The following is a 13,619-nucleotide window of genomic DNA, read 5'->3' on the forward strand; positions in this document are numbered from 1 at the left end:
TTGTTGTATGCCGTTGTCCTGAGCATGGCCTACGCTTATCCGCAGGCCAAGGTGCGTTGAACAGGTAGTGCGCCCTGATCGACGTTCAGCCGGCAACTATAAAAACAATGCAATCGGGAGACAACTCATGTCCGCTTTGTTCCATCGATTCAATCGTTACCTTGCAGCCGGCATTACTGCTGCGGCCCTTGCAGCACCGGCTTTCGCGCTGGACACCGTCAAGTTCATGGCCCCAGGCTCCGTGGGTGGCGGTTATGACCAGACCGCCCGGGTGCTGGGCAAAGCCTTGGTCGAGGCCAAAGCGGCGAAATCCACCACGTTCGAGAACAAGGGCGGAGCAGGGGGGACCCTGGGGCTGGCGCAATTCGCCAACAGCACCAAAGGCGACCCGAATGCGCTGCTGGTCGTCGGCGCGATCATGGTGACTGCCATTGAACAGAACAAGCCGCAAATCAGCTTGAAGGACGTGACACCGATCGCCCGGCTGTTCACCGAATACAATGTGCTCGCGGTACGCAAGGAGTCCGAATTCAAGACCCTGGAGGACTTGCTCAAAGCCTTTAAAGACAAGCCGACCAGTATCGCCTGGGGCGGTGGTTCCAAGGGATCGATCGATCACATCGGGATTGCCGAGCTGGCGAGCAAAATGGGGGTGCCGGTCAACAAGGTGAATTACGTCGCCTTCGCCGGTGGTGGTGAAGTCGTTGCCCAGGCCTTGGGTGGTCAGATCAAGGTGATCACCGGTGGTTATGCCGAACTTGGCCAGTACATCAGGAACGGCCAGTTCCGTGTGCTGGCCATCGGCGCGCCCGAGCGTGTGGCCGGCATCGATGCACCGACGCTGAAAGAGAGTGGCTACGACGTGACAATCGGCAACTGGCGTGGCGTTTACGGCGCCGCAGGCCTCACGCCGGAGCAGCGTAAAGAAGTAACCGACGCGGTCGTGGCCGCTACCAAGAGCAACGTCTGGAAAGAAAATATCGAAACCAACAAATGGTCACCCAACGTCCTGACCGGCGATGAGTTCGGCAAATTCGTCGACGAGGAGCACGTGCGGCTGCGTGCGATGCTGGTCGAGGTCGGGCTGGTTGCGAAATGACTCAGCCTCGCACGATAGTGCCGACGCAACTGGCGATTGGCATCGGTGTGATTGCCGTCAGCGCAGTGTTGGCGTTCGGCGCGTATCGATTTCCCCCCGAGATGGGGTTCGTCATCCTGGGGGCACACGTCTATCCCTATGCCGTGGCGGTATTCCTCGGTGCGGTGGGCCTGTTACTGAGCTATCAGGCGGTCACGGGTGGCTTTCGCGACCTGGCGGACCACAACGACGAATCGGCCGGCGTCGTACCCGGCGGAAAAGCCGGTGCGGCCTGGGTGACGGCGGGCCTTCTGGGGGTAGCCTTGCTCATTAACCTCATCGGGTTCGTATTGGCGGCCGCGTTGTTGTTCGCCTGTTCGGCACGGGGTTTTGGCAGCCGCCGTCCAGTGCGCGATCTCGCCATCGGCATGGCCCTGACCCTGCCGATCTACTGGTTGTTCAACGCCGGGCTGGGGGTTTCCCTTCCGCCCCTGGTCAACGCCTGGATTTGAACCGGGCCGAAGGAGATCGATACGGTGGACATTCTCGCAAGCCTGGCGATGGGGTTTTCCTCGGCATTGACGCCGATCAATCTGATGTGGGGGTTTATCGGCTGTTTGCTCGGCACCGCGATTGGCGTCTTGCCGGGGATCGGACCGGCATTGACCGTTGCCTTGCTGCTGCCAATCACCGCCAAGGTCGACCCCACCGGGGCCCTGATCATGTTTGCCGGTATCTATTACGGCGCTCAGTTCGGCGGTTCGACCACGTCCATTCTGCTCAATACCCCGGGTGAATCGTCGTCCATGGTCACGGCCCTGGAAGGCAATCTCATGGCCCGCAACGGCCGGGCGGGACCGGCCCTGGCGACGGCGGCGATCGGCTCATTTGTGGCCGGCACCATTGCGACGATACTGCTGACCCTGTTTGCTCCCCTTGTGGCCAAACTCGCGCTCAAGTTCGGTCCTGCGGAGTATTTCGCGATTCTGGTGCTGTCCTTCACCACCGTGTCGGCGGTGCTGGGGGCTTCGATGCTGCGAGGCTTTGCCTCATTGGGGATCGGTCTGATCGTCGGCTTGATCGGCCTGGACTCGACCTCGGGCATAGCCCGGTACACCCTGGGGGTCCCCGAGCTGGTGGATGGCATCGAGGTGGTGCTCGTAGCGGTCGGGTTGTTTGCCGTGGGGGAGGCGTTGTACAGCCTGCTCTATCAAAAAGAAGCTGCAGCCGGCCGGCACCGGTTGACCTCGTTGTGGATGACCCGCTCCGACTGGAAGCGCTCGGTGCCCGCGTGGCTGCGGGGAACGCTGATCGGTTTTCCCTTCGGCTCGATCCCGGCCGGTGGTGCCGAAATTCCGACCTTTCTGTCCTATTCGACCGAACGCAAACTCAGCAAATACCCGAAAGAATTTGCCGCCAGCAAAGGCGAAGGCGCGATCGAAGGCGTCGCCGGCCCCGAAGCCGCCAACAACGCGAGCGCGACCGGTTCTCTGGTGCCGCTGCTGACGCTCGGCATTCCCACCTCCGCCACCGCGGCAATCCTGTTGGCCGCTTTCCAGAACTACAACCTGCAACCGGGACCGATGCTCTTCGAGACCTCGGGAGACCTGGTCTGGACCCTGGTGGCCTCGCTGTACATCGGCAACGTCATACTGCTGGTGTTGAACCTGCCACTGGTCGGCCTCTGGGTGAAGCTGTTACAGATCCCCCGGCCTTACCTGAACGCCGGCATTCTGGTGTTCGCCACCATTGGCGTGTACGGCATGCGCCACTCTTCCTTCGATCTGTTGCTGATGCTGGCGATCGGCTGGGGCGGTGTGCTGATGCGGCGCTTCGACTTCCCCGTTGCCCCCGTGATCGTGGGCATGCTGCTGGGGCCGATGGCTGAAAAGCAATTGCGTAACGCCTTGTCCATCAGCGAGGGGGACTGGACGGTGTTTTTGACGCAACCCATATCGGCGGCGTTCCTGGCGCTGACATTGCTGGTGCTGCTGGTACCTCATCTGCTGCATGCGCGGGGTATCAAGTTGCATGAGGATGATTGAGACGCTGGTGGTGCCGGGATCTTGCAGTCAGGCCTTGACCCAGCGTTGACGGCTCCAGCTGCTCAATGTGTCGACGGCGAATACCAGGATCAGCATGGCCAGGATGACCGTGCTGGCTTGGGCTTCCTGAAACAGGCTGAGGCTGACATACAGCATTTGTCCCAGACCACCGGCGCCGACGAAACCGAGCACACTGGCCATGCGGATATTGTTTTCCCAGCGGTACAGGATGTAGGCCAGCAACTGTGGCAACAGGTTGGGCAGGGTGCCGTAACAGAACGCCCAAACGGCATTGCCGCCCTGCAGGCGGATAGCTTCGGCGGGTTCCGGCGGGGTGTTTTCCAGCGCTTCGGCGAACAGCCGGCCGAGCACGCCGGTGGTGTGCAGGGCTAATGCCAGGGTGCCGGCATTGGGCCCGAGCCCGGCGGCAAGCACCATCAGCGCGGCCCACACCAATTCCGGCACCGCGCGCAAGGCGTTAAGCACCAGGCGCGAGGCGCTCTGCAAGGGCCAGCCGAAGCGCCCGGCGGCGGGCAATGCCAACAGCAGGCCGAGTACCGCCGCGAGCAGGGTGCCCAGAGCGGACATCGCGATGGTTTCCAGGGCGCCGTGGCCGATGGCTTGCAGATGGCCCGGGCTCAGGTCGGGGCTGAGAAAACGCTGCGCATAAGCGCCCATCTGCTTCAGGTTGTCGCTGGCGCCGAGTTCGCCGAGGTCGATGCCCAGGTAGATGAACGAAGCGACGACCGCTGCGCCGATGCAGAGCAGCAGGACCAGGTTCAACAGGCGGTTCATGCCAGCCTCCAGCGCAGCAGGCGGCTGAGTTGATCGGCGAGTAGCACCAGGACGAGGAACGTCAGCAACAAACTGGCCACTTCACCGCCGGCGAACATGCGCAATGACAGATCCATTTGCTGGCCCAGGCCGCCGGCCCCGACGAAGCCCATTACCACCGAGGCGCGGATGGCGCATTCCCAGCGGTACACCGTGTACGACAGCAGCTCCGCAGCGACATTGGGCAGGATCCCGTAGAAAAAAGCCGCGAGCCGACCGCTGCCGGATTGCAGCAGTGCGTGGGCCGGGCGTTGGTCGACCGACTCGAAAATCTCCGCGTAGACCTTGCCCAACATGCCGCTGTAGGTAATGGCAATGGCCAGGACCCCGGCGGTCGGGCCGAGGCCGACGGCGCGCACGAACAGCAGGGCCCAGACGATTTCCGGCACGCTGCGCAGGAAGATCAGCAAGCCGCGTATCGGCCAGCGCAGCAGTCGGCCCCAAAAGCCCGGGTGGCCGGCACGGGAGGCAGCAGACAGCGACAGGGCACGACTGGCCAGCAGGCTGGCGGGGATTGCCAACAGCAACGCCAGGGCCATGCCGGCCGTGGCGATGGCCAGGGTCTGCAGGGTGGCTTGCAACAACAGCTCAATGAACGCCTCGTCATGGGCGGGTGGCCAGAAGGCTGCAACAAATTTGCCGATCTCACTCTGACTATCACTCGCGACCAGTACGCCCAGGTCCAGCTCGCTGTAGCGGATGCCCGGCCACAAAAGGACAAGGGCCAGCAGACCGAGCAGCAAGCGGGGGCGGGTGGCGGGATCTCGGGTATCGCGCGTCAGCATCGGGGAATCTGCACACTCAAGGGTGCCGGAGGAACCGGCGAGGACTGCAGCTGCTCATTGGCGTAAAGCTTGTCGAGCAGCTCGCGGTCGACGGCGCCAGCGGGCAGGTCGAACAGGATCTGCCCGTCACGCAAGCCGATGATCCGCGAAAAATGCGCCAGGGCCAGTTCCACCGCATGCAGGCTGGCGACCAGGGTGACGTTGTGATCCCGGGCATGGCGGCACAGCACCGACAGCGTGTGCTCGGCGAGCACCGGGTCCATGGCTGATACCGGCTCATCGGCCAGCAACACTTCGGGCGCTTGATACAACACGCGGGCGATGCCCACGCGCTGAAGCTGTCCACCGGACAGTTGCTGGCATTGCGCAAACAACTTGTCGCCAAGGTCCAGCCTGGCCAATGCCGCGCGTGCGCCCGGAATATCCAGCGGATGCAGCAGGTTCAGCAGGCTCTTGCCCAGGCCCCACTGCCCCAGCTTTCCGGCCAGGACCGCGGTGACCACGCGCTGGCGTGGCGGCAGCGGGGGCGCTTGATGGATCAGACCGATGCGCGCGCGCAGACGCTGGCGCTGACGGGCAGACAGCTGCCAGGCCCGCTCGCCAAGCACCTGCAGCTCACCGCTGCCAGGTCGCAGGGCGGTGGCCAGCAGGTTGAGCAGGCTCGACTTGCCCGCGCCGGACGGGCCAATGATGGCGACCTGTTCGCGTGCTGCGATGTGCAGGTCAACGCCACGCAGCGCCTGGACGCCATTGACGTGGGTAAGGCTGACCTGGGTCAGATGCAACGTCATTTGAGCAGGTCGGCGGCGCGCGCGGCTTCTTCGATGCCCTTGTAGTTTTCAGGGTTGGTTTCGATGAATCGGCTGGCGGCCTGCAGATCGAGGATTTCCTTGTCCTTGGGCTTCGCCGGATCGAGCGCCAGGAAGGCGGCCTTGATCTTGGCTGCCAGTGCCGGGTCGAGGGTCCCGCGCACCGTCCAGTTATAGTCGAAGTAGGCCGGGGTAGTGGCAAACACTTTGACCTTGGTGGTGTCGACCTTGCCGGCGGCGACCAGTTTTTCCCAGACGCTGGCGTTCAGTACCCCGGCGTCCACCTTGCCGGCCTGGACCCAGGCGACGGTGGCGTCATGGGCTCCGGAGTAGCCCACGCGACTGAAATAGGTTTCCGGCTTGATGCCGTCCTTGAGCATGAAAAAGCGCGGCATGAGGCTGCCCGATGTCGAAGACACCGAACCGAATGCAAAGGTCTTGCCCTTGAGATCGGCCAGCGACTTGACGGCCGGGTCGGCCGTGATGAATTTGCTGGTGAACTGAGCGTCCTGTTCGCGCTGTACCAGGGGTATGGCATTGCCGGTTTTCAGGCGGGCCTGCACGAACGTGAAGCCGCCCAGCCAGGCCATGTCGATCCGGTCGGTGGCCAGCGCCTCGACCACGGCCGGATAGTCGCTCACGGGTACGAACTCGACCTTCATGCCTAACTGCTGTTCCAGATAAACGCCCAGCGGCTTGAACTTGCGCAACAGTTCGGTGGGCGCTTCATCGGGAATTGCGCTGACTTTCAGGGTGTCGGCGGCCTGCGCCAGCAGGGTGCAAAACGACAGGGCCAAGCCGACGGCCAATGCCAGGGGGCGTTTGAGCATGGAAATTCTCCGGTACATTAACGCAAGAATGTCGAGGCGCCGGGCACAAGCTGATGGCTGCTGGGCGCTTTGTGAGGGTAGACGAAACGGCGCGATATTGACCGCTTTTGGTCCAGTGGCTCTCTGTCGCCAAGGGTGCAATCCAACCCGTGCGGACTGGACCTGCCCAGTCCGCAAGGCAGGATCAGCTTTGGCAGAACCGGATCCGGTTACCGAAAGGGTCGTAGACTTCCAGGACTTGTCCCCAGCCCTGCTGAACAATATCCGGGCGTCCATAGCCATAGCGTTTGGCAAGTAATTCATCCCGAAGCCGTTCGATATTGTGCATGGGGACAAACACCGTGGAACCGGGGCTCGCATCGCCATGATGTTCGGAAAGATGGAGCTGCAGACCGTCTCGGCTGATCCCCAGGTACAGTGGTAGATCCGCTTCGAACCGGTGCTCGAATTCGACGCTGAAACCCAGAAAATCAAGATAGAACTCGCGCGCCTTGGTTTCGTCGAACATCCGTAATATTGGAATGGGTTTGTCGAAGGAAATCGTGGGCTGGGTGTTGTCCTGGGGAAGCATCGCTGACGCGGTGTTCCAGTCCTTGTAGCCCAGTTGCTGCGCTACCAGTTCAAGCGCGGTGGAGTGGGGCACCGCCTGATTGCGCGTCTCCAGCGAGGCACGCAGCCGCTTGGCCATCTTTTTGGCTTGCTCGATTGAAAACATCGTTACTCCTGTAGTCGAGGCATTCCGGTGCTCGCGTTGCCAAATCCCGACCGTCAAGAGATACGACATGATTTGGAAAAACAGATGCTTTCACCTTTCCCTGCGGGAGCGAGCGGCGGGCAGCATCGGCCCGGGCTGATAATACATAGGCGCTGCTGAGTGCGGAAGGGTTTCCCTGGCAACTTGTCAGGGTCATGGGAGCTTGAGTCCGCTGTTGCTTTATCGGGGCCGCTGCGCGACCCAACGGGGGTAAGCCCCCTCGCCACAGGGAGTTGGGGCAGGCCGTCGATCTTCAGTAGGTTCTGAAGACTGGATCAGGTTTCTGATTGGTGAGCTGCCCAGTGTTTCATTTCTTCGGCAATGAAGTGATTGACCAGGTCGCTGTACATCTTCTCGATTGCATCCGGGCTCAGGCCTTCCGCTTCAGCCCATACGCGACGTGTCGCCAGCATCGCCTTGAATCGCTCCGGGGCACGCACCGAGGTCGCCGAAGTCTTGAACTTCGAGGCAGCCAGTACGTAGTGGAAGCGCTTGCCCAACAGTTTGATAACGGCCTGGTCGAGGACATCGATTTCCCGCCGGATGTCCTCCATGCCTGCGCACTCGGCAGGTTGCAATTGGTTGATGACTTCCATGTGGGTGAACTCCTTTTATTGGAAAGCTCGTGGTCCTGCGGATGCGTTCTCGGCGTTGCTGAAAGCTGCGAGCAATATTCGTTGGAATCGCTGGAAATGTCGACAGGATGCTGCGGGCCGAGAACAAAGCGGCTGTCATGTCCTTTTGGCGGCATCTACTGGCTCATTGGCGTTAGTCGGTCATTGGCAGGCACGTTAGAGTCACAGTAACGCTCCTGGCATTCCCGGATGATACTGATGACCCGCCCTCGTTTCTTGCCCGACAACTTCACCCTGACCCTGATCGGCGTGGTGATTCTCGCCAGCTTGCTGCCCGTCAGCGGTCAGATCGGGGTCGCTTTCGGCTGGCTGACCAACTTCGCCATCGGCCTGCTGTTTTTCCTGCATGGTGCCAAGCTGTCGCGCGAGTCGATCATTGCCGGTGCGGGTCACTGGCGTCTGCATCTGCTGGTGTTCGGCCTGACCTTTGTCCTGTTCCCGCTGCTCGGTCTGGCGCTCAAACCCTTATTGTCACCGCTGATCGGCCACGATCTGTACATGGGCATGCTCTACCTCTGCGCACTTCCGGCCACCGTACAGTCGGCGATCGCTTTCACCTCTCTGGCCCGTGGCAACATTCCGGCGGCGATTTGCAGTGCGGCGGCGTCCAGCCTGTTCGGGATCTTTCTCACGCCGTTGTTGGTGACGTTGCTGTTGGATGTGCACGGCGAGGGCGGTTCGACCCTCGATGCGATTCTGAAAATCAGCGTGCAGCTGCTGCTGCCGTTCATTGCCGGACAGATTGCCCGGCGCTGGATCGGCACCTGGGTGGCGCGCAACAAGCACTGGCTGAAGTTCGTTGATCAGGGCTCGATCCTGCTGGTGGTCTACGGTGCTTTCAGCGCGGCGGTGGTCGAAGGCATCTGGCATCAGATTCCGCTCTGGGCGCTGGCCGGGCTGGTTGTGGTTTGTTGCATCCTGTTGGCGCTGGTGCTGCTGATCGCCACCGTGCTGGGCAAAGCCCTGGGCTTCAATCAGGAAGACCGCATCACCATCCTGTTCTGTGGGTCAAAGAAAAGCCTGGCGACCGGTGTGCCGATGGCGCAGGTGTTGTTCGCCGGCAGCACCCTGGGTGTGTTGATCCTGCCGCTGATGCTGTTCCACCAGATTCAGCTGATGGTCTGTGCGGTGTTGGCGCAGCGCTTTGCCAATCGCTCGGAAACGGTCGCCGAGCTGATGGGCCAGGTTGATCCCTGATCGCAGGACTTGAGCGATCGACCAGCCCATCGCAAACAGCCGCGCTCAGTCGACGGGAATGACCGGCGGCTTGTTCTGCTGCTTCAGCAGGAACACCAGGAACTTGGCACTTTTTTCCTGGCTGGCACATCACTCAATGGCGGATTGATACCCAGCGCCTGCGGGATGGCCGTCGCTACCGAAGCGTTACTGCCCGGATCGTTCGATCCCTTCATCGTGGTCGGTGCGCCCGAGCCGCCGCAGGGTGAATCGATGGCAGAACTGGCTCAATGCGAGCCGTATGCAACAAAGCTTCCTGCGGGTCGTTGGACGCACACCGCTGGAGCTTCGGCGCTACGCCCGAACGGAAACCCCCGCGCGGCAAATGCTGTAGGGCTCGCCACCCAAACCATCACCCGCGTTTGGGCAGCTTCCAGTTCGGCCGGATGAAATGGCAGGTGTAGCCGTTGGGATAGTGTTCGAGATAGTCCTGATGCTCCGGCTCCGCTTCCCAGAACGGGCCAGCGGGCACGATCTCGGTGACCACCTTGTCGGGCCAGAGACCGGAGGCATCAGCGTCGGCCACCGTGTCTTCGGCCACGCGCTTCTGCTCGTCGTCGAGATAGAACAGGGCAGAGCGGTAGCTTGTTCCTATATCGTTGCCCTGGCGGTTCCTGGTCGTCGGGTCGTGGATCTGGAAGAAAAACTCGAGGACCTGGCGATAGCTGATCCGGTCCGGATCGAACTCGATCTCGATCGCTTCGGCGTGGGTGCCATGGTTGCGATAGGTGGCGTTGTCTACATCGCCGCCGGTGTAACCTACCCGCGTGGACAGCACACCCGGTTGGCGCCTGATCAGATCCTGCATGCCCCAGAAACAACCGCCGGCCAGAACGGCCTTTTCGGTTCGCGTCGTCATTTGCGGTCCTTCCCATCAGTCAGTGTGCCCGTTGAATATCCCCGCCGGCATGCTCTTGCCGGGCCGTCGAGTATTTACCCAGGCCTGTGTGAGCGTCAATTTCATCCTTGGGGCCGGCCATAGTATTTTTGCTTCCAGCCGCCGTTTTTCATAAAGGAAATCGGTCTAAAAATCGAGTTCAACGCTTCGAACTTCTTTGCTACTCTGAAGTTGTAGGTGAAGACGCAGACTGATGCGCAAAGCGGATAGCGAGGAAACGTGGGGCGCGTTCCGAAGGGTACACGGTTAGAAAGATCTCCGCGCTGAGATCCAGCCCTTATGCCGTGTGAAGCAGAAGAGCACAAAACTCTTCTGTCAGAGTCCCGATAAACCTTGTAAGCCAGAGACCAGCGCTGGCCACCTACTCAACTTTCACTTGCAAAGCCCGCCTTGTGCGGGCTTTTTCGTGGGCGTCACTTCAACGAACTGTTGAGGTGAGTAAACAACCGCATTCACTCTTTCGACAAACGGATTTCATGTATCGTCAGCCCTCAAGGATATTGATGCCTACAAGGAGACGGCATGATGTTGACCACCGAACGCTTGATCGAAATCGCAATGACCAATCCGGCCAACGCCGAGATTGCCCGACGCTTGCCTTCACTCGGCCTGAACCAATGCATGCTGACTGCAGGCTGTCTGTTTCAGGCGGTCTGGAATCAGCAAGCCGGGCATCCCACAGCCTGGGGTCTCAAGGATTACGACGTTTTCTACTTTGATGAAGACGTGTCCTGGGAGGCGGAGAACGAAGTCATCAACCTCGCACGCCAGCTCTTTCACGACCTCGAAGTGGACATCGAAATCAAGAATCAGGCACGTGTTCATCTTTGGTACCGCCAGCGGTTCGGCAAGGCGTATCCCCGGCTTCAGTCCGCGAAGGACGGCATTGACCGGTATCTGATTGCGGGAACTTGCATCGGGCTGGATGTGCTGACGGGTGAGGTGTATGCGCCTTACGGTTTGAACGATGTCGAAGAAGGGCTGTTGCGGATCAATCCGGTCAATCCTGAACCTGATTTGTTCGAACAGAAGGCAAAGAGTTATCAGGCGCGCTGGCCTTGGCTGAAGATCGTTGGCAAAGACGGTTCTTTAAAATGAGGAAGGGGGCGCAATCCTTATAGACCCCGACCCCCTTCGTTACTCAAAAATCAGAAACGGAAGGCTTGTCGGCCAACCAGCAACCATTGGCCTTTCTGTTTCTGCCAGATCTGGAAGTTCTCGATTTCCGTTGGCACCACTTCGGTTCCCTTGAGGGCCTGGGCCGAGAAGTGGTGACGAACCAGCGCCACATCACCGGACAGGGTGATGGTCTGGTTCTGCATTTCCAGGGTCTTGAATGCGCTTTTGCCGGTTTCGATATCGGCGATGAATGCTTGCTTGTCCTGGATCTTGCCGCTGGAGTGCCCGTAGGTCAGGTTCTCGGCGGTCAGTGCTTTCAGTTCCGGAATATTTTTCTTGAGCATGGCTTGAGTCAGATGGTCGACGGCTTGCGCGACAGCTTTCTCGTCAGGGGGAGAGGCTGCCGCTACATAGCCACTGAAGAGGCACAGAAAACCAATCAGAAGTCTGGTTTTGTTCATGGGTGTTTTCCTTGTTGTTGTGGTTGATCGGCGCGATGGTCATTTAGCGTTACTCATCGGTCATCGTACAACCTAGCATGGGTTGCGGAAAAAACGAACTTGCAGGGCGAGCTTTTCTCGAAGTCAAGAAGCCGGACGCTGTTCCGGACTGGGGAGAAGAAATCGCAAATGAACAAATCGATCAGCGCCAGCGACGACGAGACCACCGCGACGCGCCTGTTGAACCTGTGCAAGAAACTCAGCAAGGAATACGCCGGCAAGATTGGTCACATTCAGGCGGCCAGCGAGGATCGCCACGCCTTTGAAGAGCGCTTGCGCGAGTTCGACGGGGTAGGGCCCAAGACCGTGGAGATCTTCATGCGTGATGCTGCGGCGGTGCTCTATTGAACGAGCCGAATCAAATTCCGCCGGTGTACGTCGGTTGTGCCGGCTGGAGCCTGCCCCGGGAACACTGGCCGATGTTTCCAGAGCACGGTACACATCTGCAGCGATATGCTTCGCAACTCACGGCCGTGGAAATCAACAGTTCATTTTATCGCCCGCATCGGTCGCAGACCTATCGGCGCTGGGCGCAGTCAGTACCGGCGCAGTTTCGGTTTTCGGTGAAGATGCCCAAGCTCATTACCCATGTCCAGCGCTTGCAAGGCTGTGAGCTATTGCTGGACGAGTTTCTGTTCCAGTGCACGGCGCTGGGTGATTCCCTGGGGTGTCTGCTGGTGCAGTTGCCACCGTCGCTGGCTTATGACGAAAACATTGCTGCGGCTTTTTTCCTGGCGCTGCGGCAACGTTACGCTGGGTCGGTGGTGCTTGAACCTCGGCATGAAAGCTGGCTGGACGCGCAAGCCTTATTGATCGAGCTGCGAATAGGGTGGGTCGCTGCCGATCCATCGCCCATTACCGGGGGCGACACGCCGGGCGGTTGGTCGGGGATTCATTACTGGCGCTGGCACGGCTCGCCGCGCATTTATTACAGCGACTACGACCTGAGCCGTTTAGAGGCGTTGGCACGGCAGGTGCAAAACCCGGCGCAGGCGGGCATAACCACCTGGTGCATCTTCGATAACACCGCCAGCGGGTTTGCGGTGGCCAACGCGCTAACCCTGCAAGCACTTCTGCGCCGCGAGGCCAAACGGTGAAAATGCCGGGGATCAGGGTTGGCTGTTCGGGCCTCTTCGCTGGCAAGCCAGGCTCCTACAGGTTTTGTGTTGGCCATGAACATCATGCTGTCGACCTCGGCCGATGACGACCGCATGTCGTAAAAGCAACGCGCGTATGGAAATAGCCTTCAACTACCGCTGTGCGGAGTCGATAACCCGATCAGCAAAGCCATCCGCGGGTGGCTTTACCCAACTGTCAGGGAACCCACAAAGTGTCGATAAAAATACGATTGTTATTGCTGATTGGCACTGGCCTGCTCACCGCCTTGATCATGAGTCTGGTCAGTTACCTGGGAAACACGCAGATGGCGCGGGCGGTGAATGACAATGAGGTCAGCATGACCGCGTTGCGCAACCACCTCGAAGCCGACATGATGCACGACGCGTTACGCGCCGACGTGCTCGCCGCGATGCTGGTCGGGCTGGGTAAAAGCACCAGCAGCGCCACCGAAGTGCGCAGCTCCATTGAGGAACATGCGGCACACTTTCGTGAAGTGCTCGGTGAAAACCTCAAGCTGCCGGTCAATGCCACCCTCAAGGCCGGCCTGGACAAGGTCAAGCCGAGCCTTGATACCTACATCAACGCCGCCGAACGCATCGTCGGGCTGGCGCTGGCCAATCCCGATGCCGCGCATAAAGAACTGGGTAGCTTCAACGCTGCGTTCAGCCAGCTGGAAGACCAGATGGCCGCTCTGAGCGAGCTGATCGAAACCGACACCCGACAGACCAGTGCCGTTACCGGGCAAGCCATCAGCAACGCCAGGTTCGCCATTGGCGGCGTGCTTATTGCCAGCCTGTTATTGCTGCTCCTCCAGGGCCGCTGGGTGATTCTGAGCATCATGGGGCCGTTGCAAATCGCCAGCCGCATTGCCGACAGCATCGCCCATGGCAACTTGAGCGAACCTATTGTCGAGCCCACCCGCAAGGACGAAGCCAGTGCGCTGATTCGTAGCCTGGCGATCATGCAGCGCGACCTGC

At 60.3% G+C, this 13,619-nt stretch carries 14 protein-coding genes and 2 pseudogenes; 8 read left to right on the top strand and 8 right to left on the bottom strand.

The window, feature by feature from the left end; translation table 11 throughout:
• The first annotated feature begins 127 nt into the window (after nt 1-127).
• The 3 genes from ACA067_RS12100 to ACA067_RS12110 are packed head-to-tail and all read left to right on the top strand — an operon-like array spanning nt 128 to nt 3,123.
• Nucleotides 128-1,099: a tripartite tricarboxylate transporter substrate binding protein gene (locus tag ACA067_RS12100; RefSeq protein ID WP_497461969.1), complete on the top strand. Its 972-nt coding sequence runs from the start codon at nt 128-130 to the stop codon at nt 1,097-1,099.
• On the top strand, nt 1,096-1,590 hold the full coding sequence (locus ACA067_RS12105) for a tripartite tricarboxylate transporter TctB family protein (RefSeq protein ID WP_497461970.1): 495 nt from the start codon (nt 1,096-1,098) through the stop codon (nt 1,588-1,590). Before ACA067_RS12100 ends, ACA067_RS12105 begins: the two co-directional genes overlap by 4 nt.
• A gap of 24 nt (nt 1,591-1,614) precedes the next feature.
• Nucleotides 1,615-3,123 (top strand): tripartite tricarboxylate transporter permease, encoded by a 1,509-nt coding sequence (locus tag ACA067_RS12110; protein WP_497461971.1) that lies wholly within the window; start codon nt 1,615-1,617, stop codon nt 3,121-3,123.
• A 27-nt stretch (nt 3,124-3,150) separates the two neighbouring features.
• On the opposite strand, the gene phnE is transcribed toward ACA067_RS12110, so the two are convergent.
• From phnE to ACA067_RS12140, 6 genes are all read right to left on the bottom strand, one after another.
• Nucleotides 3,151-3,918, bottom strand: coding sequence for a phosphonate ABC transporter, permease protein PhnE (gene phnE / locus ACA067_RS12115; RefSeq protein WP_497461972.1), 768 nt, complete (start codon nt 3,916-3,918; stop codon nt 3,151-3,153).
• Nucleotides 3,915-4,742 carry a PhnE/PtxC family ABC transporter permease gene (locus ACA067_RS12120; protein WP_497461973.1) on the bottom strand — a complete coding sequence of 276 codons (828 nt, stop codon included), beginning with the start codon at nt 4,740-4,742 and terminating at the stop codon, nt 3,915-3,917. Before ACA067_RS12120 ends, phnE begins: the two co-directional genes overlap by 4 nt.
• On the bottom strand, nt 4,736-5,533 hold the full coding sequence (locus ACA067_RS12125; RefSeq protein WP_497461974.1) for a phosphonate ABC transporter ATP-binding protein: 798 nt from the start codon (nt 5,531-5,533) through the stop codon (nt 4,736-4,738). The genes ACA067_RS12120 and ACA067_RS12125 overlap by 7 nt, the downstream gene beginning before the upstream one ends.
• On the bottom strand, nt 5,530-6,381 hold the full coding sequence (locus tag ACA067_RS12130; RefSeq protein ID WP_497461975.1) for a putative selenate ABC transporter substrate-binding protein: 852 nt from the start codon (nt 6,379-6,381) through the stop codon (nt 5,530-5,532). Before ACA067_RS12130 ends, ACA067_RS12125 begins: the two co-directional genes overlap by 4 nt.
• 184 nt (nt 6,382-6,565) lie before the next feature.
• Nucleotides 6,566-7,096: a glyoxalase superfamily protein gene (locus ACA067_RS12135; protein ID WP_497461976.1), complete on the bottom strand. Its 531-nt coding sequence runs from the start codon at nt 7,094-7,096 to the stop codon at nt 6,566-6,568.
• Between the two features lie 314 nt (nt 7,097-7,410).
• Nucleotides 7,411-7,731 carry an isochorismate lyase gene (locus tag ACA067_RS12140; RefSeq protein ID WP_497461977.1) on the bottom strand — a complete coding sequence of 107 codons (321 nt, stop codon included), beginning with the start codon at nt 7,729-7,731 and terminating at the stop codon, nt 7,411-7,413.
• Between the two features lie 237 nt (nt 7,732-7,968).
• Here ACA067_RS12140 and ACA067_RS12145 point away from each other — a divergent pair, with 237 nt between their 5' ends.
• Nucleotides 7,969-8,967, top strand: coding sequence for a bile acid:sodium symporter family protein (locus ACA067_RS12145; RefSeq protein WP_497461978.1), 999 nt, complete (start codon nt 7,969-7,971; stop codon nt 8,965-8,967).
• Between the two features lie 391 nt (nt 8,968-9,358).
• Here the strand turns inward: ACA067_RS12145 and msrA are convergent, their stop codons facing one another.
• Nucleotides 9,359-9,865: a peptide-methionine (S)-S-oxide reductase MsrA gene (gene msrA / locus ACA067_RS12150; RefSeq protein WP_497461979.1), complete on the bottom strand. Its 507-nt coding sequence runs from the start codon at nt 9,863-9,865 to the stop codon at nt 9,359-9,361.
• Nucleotides 9,866-10,426: 561 nt separating this feature from the next.
• Between msrA and ACA067_RS12155 the strand changes: the two genes are divergently transcribed.
• Nucleotides 10,427-11,002: a nucleotidyltransferase family protein gene (locus tag ACA067_RS12155; RefSeq protein ID WP_497461980.1), complete on the top strand. Its 576-nt coding sequence runs from the start codon at nt 10,427-10,429 to the stop codon at nt 11,000-11,002.
• A gap of 50 nt (nt 11,003-11,052) precedes the next feature.
• On the opposite strand, the gene ACA067_RS12160 is transcribed toward ACA067_RS12155, so the two are convergent.
• On the bottom strand, nt 11,053-11,484 hold the full coding sequence (locus ACA067_RS12160; RefSeq protein ID WP_497461981.1) for a nuclear transport factor 2 family protein: 432 nt from the start codon (nt 11,482-11,484) through the stop codon (nt 11,053-11,055).
• A gap of 195 nt (nt 11,485-11,679) precedes the next feature.
• On the opposite strand from ACA067_RS12160, the pseudogene ACA067_RS12165 reads away from it, so the two are divergent.
• The 3 genes and pseudogenes from ACA067_RS12165 to ACA067_RS12175 form a co-directional block, all read left to right on the top strand.
• A pseudogene (locus ACA067_RS12165) lies at nt 11,680-11,871 on the top strand (DNA methylase); the annotation flags it as partial.
• Nucleotides 11,868-12,620: a DUF72 domain-containing protein gene (locus ACA067_RS12170; protein ID WP_497461982.1), complete on the top strand. Its 753-nt coding sequence runs from the start codon at nt 11,868-11,870 to the stop codon at nt 12,618-12,620. The pseudogene ACA067_RS12165 and the gene ACA067_RS12170, both read left to right, overlap by 4 nt.
• A gap of 233 nt (nt 12,621-12,853) precedes the next feature.
• A pseudogene (locus ACA067_RS12175) lies at nt 12,854-13,609 on the top strand (MCP four helix bundle domain-containing protein); the annotation flags it as partial.
• Nucleotides 13,610-13,619: the final 10 nt, after the last annotated feature.

It is taken from the genome of Pseudomonas sp. LBUM1674 (assembly GCF_059695635.1).

What these genes read in the sequence shown, in the direction of transcription:
- ACA067_RS12100 (WP_497461969.1), top strand. Translation starts at nt 128, where the DNA reads ATGTCCGCTTTGTTCCATCGATTCAATCGTTACCTTGCAGCCGGCATT.
- ACA067_RS12105 (WP_497461970.1), top strand. Translation starts at nt 1,096, where the DNA reads ATGACTCAGCCTCGCACGATAGTGCCGACGCAACTGGCGATTGGCATC.
- phnE (WP_497461972.1), bottom strand. Translation starts at nt 3,918, where the DNA reads ATGAACCGCCTGTTGAACCTGGTCCTGCTGCTCTGCATCGGCGCAGCG.
- ACA067_RS12120 (WP_497461973.1), bottom strand. Translation starts at nt 4,742, where the DNA reads ATGCTGACGCGCGATACCCGAGATCCCGCCACCCGCCCCCGCTTGCTG.
- ACA067_RS12125 (WP_497461974.1), bottom strand. Translation starts at nt 5,533, where the DNA reads ATGACGTTGCATCTGACCCAGGTCAGCCTTACCCACGTCAATGGCGTC.
- ACA067_RS12130 (WP_497461975.1), bottom strand. Translation starts at nt 6,381, where the DNA reads ATGCTCAAACGCCCCCTGGCATTGGCCGTCGGCTTGGCCCTGTCGTTT.
- ACA067_RS12135 (WP_497461976.1), bottom strand. Translation starts at nt 7,096, where the DNA reads ATGTTTTCAATCGAGCAAGCCAAAAAGATGGCCAAGCGGCTGCGTGCC.
- ACA067_RS12140 (WP_497461977.1), bottom strand. Translation starts at nt 7,731, where the DNA reads ATGGAAGTCATCAACCAATTGCAACCTGCCGAGTGCGCAGGCATGGAG.
- ACA067_RS12145 (WP_497461978.1), top strand. Translation starts at nt 7,969, where the DNA reads ATGACCCGCCCTCGTTTCTTGCCCGACAACTTCACCCTGACCCTGATC.
- msrA (WP_497461979.1), bottom strand. Translation starts at nt 9,865, where the DNA reads ATGACGACGCGAACCGAAAAGGCCGTTCTGGCCGGCGGTTGTTTCTGG.
- ACA067_RS12155 (WP_497461980.1), top strand. Translation starts at nt 10,427, where the DNA reads ATGATGTTGACCACCGAACGCTTGATCGAAATCGCAATGACCAATCCG.
- ACA067_RS12160 (WP_497461981.1), bottom strand. Translation starts at nt 11,484, where the DNA reads ATGAACAAAACCAGACTTCTGATTGGTTTTCTGTGCCTCTTCAGTGGC.